The following is a 7,266-nucleotide window of genomic DNA, read 5'->3' on the forward strand; positions in this document are numbered from 1 at the left end:
CGGAATGAGTCTGACACAGGGGTTGATCAGTGGTGGCTGGCTCTGGGCAGCAAGCCTGGCAGCGCTGCTGGTGCTGTTGCTGGCGCTGAAGACCGCTCCCTGGTCAGTGCTGGTGCAGCAGCGCCGGCTGCAGCATCTGCTGTTTGGCGCTACCGTTGTACTGATGCTGATGTGGACCATGCGTGCAGGTATCTCGCCTGGGCTGGGCATTCACTTTCTCGGTATGACCACGTTGACGCTGATGTTTGGCTGGGACCTGGCCATTCTGTCGGGCACGCTGTCATTGTTGGGCATGACCCTGATCGGGCGGGAAAGCTGGGATACGCTGAGTGTCAATGTGCTCTGTTCAGTGGTGTTGCCGGCGCTTGCCAGTATGGCAGTACTGCGCCTGGTTGAAGCAAAATTGCCGCGCAACTTCTTTGTCTATCTGTTTCTGTGTGCCTTCTTCGGTGCCGGTGTGGCAACTGCCGTTGGCGGCATGGCGATGGCACTTCTGCTGTGGGTGGATGGTGTGTATCCCTGGGCCAAGATCTATCTGGAGTACGTGCGCTTTTTGCCGCTTATCATGTTCCCCGAAGGACTGCTGAACGGCATTATCATGACCGGTATGATGGTGTTTCATCCTGACTGGATCCGTACTTTCGACGCCCGCCATTACATTGATGAGCAGTAGCTCTGTCGACGTCAGCGCCGCACCGGATGCTTGGCAAGCTTGCGCTGCAGAGTACGGCGATGCATCCCCAGCGCCCGTGCCGTGGCTGAGATGTTGCCTTCGTGTTCATGCAAAACCTTCTGGATATGTTCCCATTCCAGCCGGTTGACCGACATCGGTGTGTCCGGAATGTCGCTGTTCAGCTCTGAAGCCTCTGCTTCACCTTCAAGTGCCCGCAGGATCTGATCGGCATCCGCCGGCTTGGGCAGGTAGTTATGTGCCCCTGACTTGATTGCCTCGACAGCGGTGGCAATGCTGGCATAACCGGTCAGCACCAGAATTCGCATGTCCGGATTGATCGCGGCCAGCTGCGGAATCAGACTCAGTCCTGATGGACCCTCCATCTTCAGATCTACAGTGGCCAGGTCAGGTGCCTGTTGTTGGGCCAGCGCAACGGCGGTTGCTACGTCGCGGGCAACCTGAACCTCAAATCCGCGGCGCGTCATGGCACGGGCCAGCACACGGGTAAAGGCGGGGTCATCATCCACAATCAGAAAATGTTCTCTCAAGGCTCAACTCCTTCCGCTGCTGCAGGGCCGATCGGCAATATGACTTCGGTCAGCGTGCCGCCATCGGGGTGATTGTATAGGCGTACCTCGCCTTGATGTCGTGCCAGTGTCGAAGAAGTCAGGAAAAGACCGATACCCAGCCCTCGTCCCTTGGTTGTCACAAACGGCTTGCCCAGCTGGTCGGCCTGCTCCAGCGGCAGCCCGGGCCCCTGGTCATGCACCTGCAGACAGATGTGTGCACTGTCCCAGCTCAGCGCAATCTCGATCTCCTCGGGGTGAGCATCGGCCGCATTATTGAACAGGTTGAGTAATGCCTGTTGCAGCGTGGTTGAGGCACTCACCTTTGGTACCTGGCCTGAGGGAAAAGGCTGCATGCGGTAGTTGATCTCGGGGCGCATCAGGGTCCATTCCTCAATCACCCGCTCAAGCAGTTCGGTAACGGCGATGCGGCTATGGCTGCGTTGCTGTTCTTCCTGCACGCTGCGACTCATCTGCTGCAGCCGTGCCGAGCAGGTGGCTACCTGCTGACGCAGCAGGGCGATGTCGTCCTGCAGCAATGCGTCATCAGGATGGTCCAGCTCCATTTCACGCAGGGTGACCTGCATGGTGGACAGTGGGGTTCCCAGCTCATGTGCAGTGCCGGCGGCCAGTGTGGCCAGCGCCAGCAGTTGCTGATCACGAATGTGCTGCTCGCGCTCAGCCTGCAGCCGCTGTTCACCGCGCTGCAGAGTCTGTTGCATGCGCACGATAAACCAGCTTATCAGCAGAACGGTAAACAGAAAGTTTATCCACATGCCGGTGATGTGAAGATCGTACAGATCAAGAATGCGGTGCTGGTGTCCCTGCTCCAGTCCCAGTACGGGGATGTAGTGGCGCAGCAGTGAGGTATACAGCACCACCAGCATGGCGGCCATCAACAGGGTGTAGCGGGCGCTGAGGGTGGCGGCGCTGACCAGCAGCGGAATCAGCAGCATGAAGATGAACGGGTTGGTGGCGCCGCCGCTCTGATACAGCAGGCAGCCGTAGAGCACTACATCGGCACAGAGCTGGCTGAAGAACTCCAGTTCGGTCACCGGCCAGCGCGAGTGCAGGCGTGCAAAGGTCACCAGATTCAGCAATGCCAGTGCTGCCAGCGTCGAGCCCAGCAGCCAAACATCCAGTACAAGATGCAGCACAAACACGGCGAACAGCAGGGTACCGCTCTGGGCAAACAGCACCAGAGTACGGATATAGGTCAGTTGCAGCAGGTGGTGGTGAAATCCGCTCAACACGGCAGCCCCGGAGGAATTACGCTAAGGTGAATGGGGCAGTATACCTGTCAATATGGCTGATGTGATCCGGCAGATGTGCGGCAAAGGGTCGCACAGGACCTTGCTGTCGACAGACTGCGACTTGCGAATGCCCGGCCTGATCCAACATACTAAAAAAGCATTTGATTCAAATCTGACCTGAGGGAGATAAACCGGATGGCGGCCAACAAAGACCCCATGATCCCCGATGGTGATGTGAACCCGATCGATACTGATTACCAGATCGGTCAGGACAACATCGTTGTCAACGTAGGCCCTTTTGGCCTGGATATCCACAACCGCGTCTTTGCGATTTCCGGTCTTGCCGTGATCGCGTTCGTACTGCTTACCCTGGTGTTTCAGAGCCAGGTGGAACCTCTGTTCAGCAGCCTGCGTGGCTGGCTGACCACCAATCTGGACTGGTTTTTCATCAGTGCAGCCAACATTTTCGTGATTATCTGTCTGGTGCTGATTTTTACGCCGCTGGGGCGTGTGCGCCTGGGGGGGACTGAAGCCACGCCGGACTACAGCTATGCGGGCTGGTTTTCGATGCTGTTTGCCGCGGGTATGGGTATCGGCCTGATGTTCTTCGGCGTTTCAGAGCCGCTGTCCCATTTCAGCTCGGCCTTTGGCGGTATCAGTGTTGAGAACGGTGTGCGCACTGACTGGGCGCCACTTGGGGCCGCAGGGGGGGATGCCGAACTGGCCGCGCGTCTGGGCATGGCCGCCACCATCTATCACTGGGCGCTGCACCCCTGGGCGATCTATGCCGTCATGGCGCTGGGGCTGGCGCTTTTCTCCTTCAACAAGGGGTTGCCGCTGACCATTCGCTCGGTGTTCTATCCGATTCTGGGCGAGCGAGTCTGGGGTTGGCCGGGACATATCATTGACATTCTGGCCGTGCTGGCGACCCTGTTCGGTCTGGCCACTTCGCTGGGGTTTGGTGCCTCTCAGGCCGCATCGGGTCTGAACTATCTGTTCGGTATTCCGCTGGGCAACACGACCCAGATTGTACTGGTGATCGGGATCACCGCCATAGCGCTGGTTTCAGTACTGGCCGGGCTGGACGCCGGGGTGAAGCGGCTGTCGCAGATCAACATGGTGCTGGCGGTCTTGCTGCTGGCGTTCGTGATCATTGTTGGGCCGACTCTGGCCATCGCCACCGGCTTTTTCGACAACCTGCTGGCGTATCTGACCTATCTGCCTGAACTGGCCAATCCGGTCGGGCGTGAGGACAGCAACTTCGCATCCGGCTGGACCGCTTTCTACTGGGCCTGGTGGATCTCCTGGTGTCCGTTTGTGGGCATGTTCATTGCGCGTGTGTCCCGTGGACGTACCGTGCGTGAATTCATCATCTCGGTACTGCTGGTGCCATCGCTGGCCTGCGTGTTGTGGATGACCGTGTTCGGTACCACCGCCATCGACCAGGTGGTGAATGCCGGCTACAACGCCGTGGCCGAAGCGGAACTGCCGCTGCAGCTGTTCACCATGCTGGACGTGCTGCCGCTGGCGCAGATCACCTCGTTCATCGCGATCATTCTGGTGGTGGTGTTTTTTATCACCTCATCCGATTCCGGTTCGCTGGTCATTGATGTAATCGCGGCCGGCGGCAAGGTGGATGCGCCGACGCCTCAGCGTGTGTTCTGGTGTACGTTTGAAGGGCTGGTGGCCATTGCACTGATCCTTGGTGGGGGGCTGGTTGCGCTGCAGGCGATGGCGGTGTCGACCGGTCTGCCGTTCACCATCGTGTTGCTGGTCGCGGCCTTTTCGATGGTGAAAGGACTCGCCTCAGAGCCGAGGGCGTGATCAACCATGGTCGAGACGCAGCAGGCTGAACATATCGAGATTCTGGACTTCCTGCGCCGTACCGCCCCCTTTACGGAGCTGCCCGAGGAAACCCTTGGGCAGGTGGCGGGGCAGGTCGAGGTCGCCTACTTCAAGGCGGGCACCCGGATTTTGAACTTTGGTGAAGAGATCAGCGACTGGTACATCATCCGCAGCGGTGCCGTGGAAGTGTTCAGACGCAACGGTGATCTCTACAACCGCCTGAGTGAAGGCGGTTTCTTCGGTGAGTTCGGCCTGTTGCGGAACAGGCGGGTGCGTTTCCCGGTGGTGGCACTGGAAGACACGTTGGTCTATTTGATTGCGGAGCCACTGTTCAACGACCTGTTCGATAATAACGAAGGCTTTGCCGATATTGTTGAGGTGGAAGACCGCACCCGCCTGCGCCATGCGGTGGCACGGCGCGAGGATGCCAACGAGCTGATGACCTCTCGGATTGATACGCTGGTGAGCCGTGAGCCGGTGTGCCTGCCGGTGACCGCGACGGCACGCGAAGCGGCCATTCGGATGACCGATGAGGGTGTTTCTTCACTGCTGATTCTGGATGAAGTTGAAGACCCCGAACGGGACAGTCGCATGGCGGGTATCATCACCGACCGGGATATCCGCAACCGGCTGGTCACGCCGGGGCTGGCGTATGACACACCGGTGACCGAGATCATGACCGCTGAACTCCGGTACGTTGATCACTCACAATTCGTGTTTGAAGCCATGCTGCTGATGCTGCGCTTCAATGTGCACCATCTGCCGGTTCTGAAACACCGGCAGCCGATCGGGGTGATTGCCCTGTCGGATATCATTCGCTATGAATCGCAGAACAGCCTGTTTGTGGTCAGCAGCATCTTCCGTGCGCAGAGTGTGGAAGAGCTGGTGGCGCTGAAGCAGGATGTACGTGCCTGTTTCACTCGTATGGTGAACGAGGATGCCAACTCGCGCATGATCGGCGGCGCCATGGCGGTGATCGGTCGCAGCTTCAAGCAGCGCCTGCTGGAATTGGGCGAGGCGGAGTTGGGCCCCCCCCCGGTGCCCTATTGTTTTCTGGCACTGGGTTCAATGGCGCGGGAAGAGCAGCTGATCGTCACCGATCAGGACAATGCCATGATTCTCGACAATCGCTACGACCCAAAAGAGCATGAAAGCTACTTCAAGGCGCTGGCGGAGTTTGTCTGTGATGGGCTGGATGCCTGTGGCTACACCTATTGCAGCGGCAAGATCATGGCCACCAACCCGAAATGGCGTCAGCCACTGCGGGTATGGGAGCAGTACTTCACCGAGTGGATCGAAAAGCCGACGCCGGAGTTTCTGCTCAACAGTGCCATCTTCTTCGATCTTGAAGGGGTCTGGGGGAAAACGCGCTGGGCGGATATGCTGAACGATCTGATCCGGCGCAAGTCGCAGCGCAATCCGCGCTTCCTGGCCTGCATGGCACGCAATGCCTTGCTGCGTACGCCACCGCTGGGGTTCTTCAAGGACTTCGTGATGGAGACCGACGGCCGCCATACCAACTCGATCAATATGAAACGGCGCGGCACGGCACCGGTGGCGGATCTGATTCGCGTGCATGCACTGGCGGTCGGGTCTCGGGCGCGAAACTCCTTCGAGCGTCTGCGTGATGTGATTGATGCAGCGGTGATGCCGCCCGGACGTGGGCCGGACCTGCGCGATGCGCTGGAGTTGATCTCCATGGTTCGGATCCGGCATCAGGCACTTGATCTTGAAGCGGGACAGGAGCCGGACAATAACGTGGAACCGGAAAACCTGTCCGATTTCGAGCGCAAGAATCTCAAGGATGCCTTCCAGATACTGAGCCATGCACAAAAGTTTCTGAAATATCGCTACCAGCCCGGGCGCTCGAACTGATGTTCTATCTGGATCGAAACGCACTCCAGGATGAGCCGGCACGGGATGCCCAGGATCCACAGGTGAGTGACTGGTCGGCCCGGTTTGCCGAACTGGCCAGGCAGGCACGCTATCCGGCCCTGAAGGACTTTTATCAGGCCGGTGCAGTGATGCCGGACACACCGCTGAAGGACGTGCCGCTGGTGGCGGTCGACTTCGAAACCACCGGGCTGGATCCGCGCAAGGGCGGTATCGTCAGCATCGGACTGATGCCGATGAACCTGAACCGTATTCACTGTGCCGGTGCACGGCACTGGGTGGTCAAGCCCCGCGCCCGGCTCAGCACCGAGTCGGTGGTGGTGCATGGCATTACCCACTCCGAAATAGCGGCGGCCCCCGATCTGTCCCAGATTCTGGATCAGCTGCTGGAACAGCTGCGCGGCAGGGTTGGAGTGGTGCATCATCGCGGTATTGAACGCAGTTTTCTCAATGCGGCACTGCAGGCCAGGATCGGCGAAGGGATCGAGTTTCCGGTGATCGATACCATGGAGCTTGAAGCCCGTCTGCACCGGCGCAGGCCCCTGAGCCTCTGGGATCGTCTGCGTGGACGCAGGCCCTTGTCGATCCGTCTGGCACAGAGCCGTGAGCGCTATCATCTGCCTCACTATCGCCCTCACCATGCCCTGACCGATGCGCTGGCCTGTGCCGAACTGCTGCAGGCTCAGGTCGCAGACCGGTTTTCGGTCGATACGCCGGTGGGAGCGCTGTGGTGTTGACTGACCACTGACCCAACATAGATCAACGTCGGTGACTGCAACCGGTGCTGTTGCCCTTCGACTCACCCTTGCAGTCGATATCCTGGCATAAAACCTGCTTTATTTTTGTGGGTCGACCTGAGGTCAGACGCTCATCAAGTGGTTTTTGATAACGGTGTTTATTCCTTGCTGTATATACAGTGATGGGGAACGCCGTTTTTTTTATCTAGCAGTCTGTCGGATTAACGTGGCTCGTCGGAGTGACAGAGCCCTTTATCGCTTTCAATGATCGCCAGACAGCCATCATGACCTGTGCATTC

Annotated in this window: 6 protein-coding genes; 4 read left to right on the plus strand and 2 right to left on the minus strand. The window is 58.7% G+C overall.

The window, feature by feature from the left end; genetic code table 11:
• Nucleotides 1–4 precede the first annotated feature (4 nt).
• Nucleotides 5–673, plus strand: coding sequence for an energy-coupling factor ABC transporter permease (locus tag ABIE60_RS14705; protein ID WP_354470274.1), 669 nt, complete (start codon nt 5–7; stop codon nt 671–673).
• 11 nt (nt 674–684) lie between these two features.
• On the opposite strand, the gene ABIE60_RS14710 is transcribed toward ABIE60_RS14705, so the two are convergent.
• Together ABIE60_RS14710 and ABIE60_RS14715 are read right to left on the minus strand one after the other, a co-directional pair.
• On the minus strand, nt 685–1,221 hold the full coding sequence (locus ABIE60_RS14710) for a response regulator transcription factor (protein ID WP_354470275.1): 537 nt from the start codon (nt 1,219–1,221) through the stop codon (nt 685–687).
• Nucleotides 1,218–2,489 (minus strand): ATP-binding protein, encoded by a 1,272-nt coding sequence (locus tag ABIE60_RS14715; RefSeq protein ID WP_354470276.1) that lies wholly within the window; start codon nt 2,487–2,489, stop codon nt 1,218–1,220. The genes ABIE60_RS14710 and ABIE60_RS14715 overlap by 4 nt, the downstream gene beginning before the upstream one ends.
• Nucleotides 2,490–2,687: 198 nt before the next feature.
• Here ABIE60_RS14715 and ABIE60_RS14720 point away from each other — a divergent pair, with 198 nt between their 5' ends.
• From ABIE60_RS14720 to ABIE60_RS14730, 3 genes are read left to right on the plus strand one after another with little or no spacing between them, the layout of a single operon-like run.
• Complete coding sequence (locus ABIE60_RS14720) at nt 2,688–4,316, plus strand: BCCT family transporter (protein ID WP_354470277.1); 1,629 nt, start codon at nt 2,688–2,690, stop codon at nt 4,314–4,316.
• Nucleotides 4,317–4,322: 6 nt separating this feature from the next.
• Nucleotides 4,323–6,212, plus strand: coding sequence for a DUF294 nucleotidyltransferase-like domain-containing protein (locus tag ABIE60_RS14725; RefSeq protein WP_354470278.1), 1,890 nt, complete (start codon nt 4,323–4,325; stop codon nt 6,210–6,212).
• Complete coding sequence (locus tag ABIE60_RS14730; RefSeq protein ID WP_354470279.1) at nt 6,212–6,967, plus strand: 3'-5' exonuclease; 756 nt, start codon at nt 6,212–6,214, stop codon at nt 6,965–6,967. Before ABIE60_RS14725 ends, ABIE60_RS14730 begins: the two co-directional genes overlap by 1 nt.
• Nucleotides 6,968–7,266 lie beyond the last annotated feature (299 nt).

The organism is Marinobacterium sp. MBR-109, assembly GCF_040547565.1.
Lineage (GTDB): Bacteria > Pseudomonadota > Gammaproteobacteria > Pseudomonadales > Balneatricaceae > Marinobacterium.

Excerpts from the sequence above, each read along its gene's own strand:
- ABIE60_RS14705 (WP_354470274.1), top strand. The coding sequence starts at position 5 with ATGAGTCTGACACAGGGGTTGATCAGTGGTGGCTGGCTCTGGGCAGCA.
- ABIE60_RS14720 (WP_354470277.1), top strand. The coding sequence starts at position 2,688 with ATGGCGGCCAACAAAGACCCCATGATCCCCGATGGTGATGTGAACCCG.
- ABIE60_RS14725 (WP_354470278.1), top strand. The coding sequence starts at position 4,323 with ATGGTCGAGACGCAGCAGGCTGAACATATCGAGATTCTGGACTTCCTG.
- ABIE60_RS14730 (WP_354470279.1), top strand. The coding sequence starts at position 6,212 with ATGTTCTATCTGGATCGAAACGCACTCCAGGATGAGCCGGCACGGGAT.